At 40.3% G+C, this 1,749-nt stretch carries 2 protein-coding genes; both read left to right on the top strand.

Annotated elements, in window-relative coordinates; translation table 11 throughout:
* Window positions 1-878 (top strand): calcium-binding protein (locus Q0140_RS09100; protein ID WP_297963919.1); only part of this gene is annotated, 878 nt, incomplete at its 5' end.
* Between the two features lie 39 nt (window positions 879-917).
* Window positions 918-1,091 (top strand): hypothetical protein, encoded by a 174-nt coding sequence (locus Q0140_RS09105; protein ID WP_297963921.1) that lies wholly within the window; start codon window positions 918-920, stop codon window positions 1,089-1,091.
* The last annotated feature ends 658 nt before the right edge of the window (window positions 1,092-1,749 follow it).

Here is a 1,749-nt window from a genome sequence, read left to right on the forward strand (position 1 = left end):
ACACTGTTCAAGATTATAGCGGCAACGATACGATCAGATTTAAAGAGGGGATTAGCGCGAATGACCTACTAGTAAAAAGAGCAGACAAGGATATAAATAGCCTTGAAATTTCTATCAAAGGAACCGAAGATAAATTAACTATAAAAGATATCTATTGGAATGAAGGAAGAAACTACTACGGTAATATAAATAATTTCGAATTCGCAGATGGAACAAAACTCTCCCTTCATGAATTCGAAACACAAACTATGTTTAAAGGAACCGACGGTAACGATATCATTAGAGGGTCAATTGCCAATGATGAAATTTATGGCGGCAAGGGCAACGACACTCTTTACGGTCAAGAAGGGGATGATACCCTCTACGGCGGCGAAGGCAACGATACCTTGGCCGGATATTACGGCAACGACATCCTTTATGGCGGCGAAGGCGATGATATCCTTTACGGAGAGCATGGCGACGATATCCTAGAAGGCGGATCCGGTAATGATAGATTGGAAGGTGGCGAAGGCAACGATACCTATGTATTCGGCAGAGGCGACGGAGTAGACACTGTTCAAGATTATAGCGGCAACGATACGATCAGATTTAAAGAGGGGATTAGTAAAGAAAACATCACCTTCCAAAGGGTCGCCAACGATCTGGTATTAAAATACGGCGATAACGACACCGTCCGCATAAATAATCAATTCGGCGACGGTGCTATAGAGCAGATCGCGCTTGCTAGCGGAGAGTATATCACCGCTAGCAAGATAAATAAAATTATCGAGGATCTCAACGCCTACGCCTCAAATAACGGCATGAGCAATATCTCGATGGATGATATGAAAAATAATCCAAATATCATGCAGATGTTTGCGAGCGGCTGGGGAAATTAGCCCCGTCCACTCTAACTAACCCAGGGCTGCGCACTCTCAATGCTGCAGATTGCTCTGCCAACGCCTACTCACAAAATGCCGCCGCTTCATAATACCGGCGGCGGAAGTGCGGCAGGTCCCGTGATAATGCAAATCTACGAAAAGCTCGCCCAGATGGGCTACATCGACGCCAACGCAACGACTAACAAAGACAGCGCAAAGAAGACGAAGTAGGATGGGATTTTAGAATTCTACTCGTGCTTTGCTTGCTTTAAATTTTAAAATTTAGCAAGCCTTTGCGGGTTTAAAATTTTAAAATTTATCCCACCTCCGTGAGCCTGAAATTTTAAAATTTAGCTTGGAGCATCGATACAGAATTTTAAAATTTTATGAAACTTGGAGGAGATAGAATTTTATTTCACTATTACGGGTTTGAAATTTTAAAATTTAGCGCAGTGCGGAGGCTTTGAAATTTAGAATTTTACCCGTCATTCGCGGACTTGAAATTTTAAAATTTAGAGTAGTAAAGAACCTTGAAATTTGATATGGCAAAGCAGTTTTAAATTTTAAATATGCCGTAAGAATAAAAGGGTAAAATGCAGCGAAATTTTTATATGAGTAGGGGATTTGATGAGAGATTGCGATAAAGAGCCGGTAGCAGCAAAAAGCTCTTTATAACGCAAGTGCTAAAACGGATAAACGCTCTGCCAAGCAAGCTCTAATAAGACAAATCCTACTTCCTACTATATATTTATGAGCGCATAGGCGAATATAAACATATCGTAAAATCTAAGATTATTAAAATTTCTTAAGGAGGAGAGAATGGCATTTGTAGCAGAATATATTTCTAAAGAGGATATTAAGAAATATGATATTATAAATCGTGTAGATC

The organism is uncultured Campylobacter sp., assembly GCF_938045405.1.
In the GTDB taxonomy this organism is placed as follows: Bacteria; Campylobacterota; Campylobacteria; order Campylobacterales; family Campylobacteraceae; genus Campylobacter_B.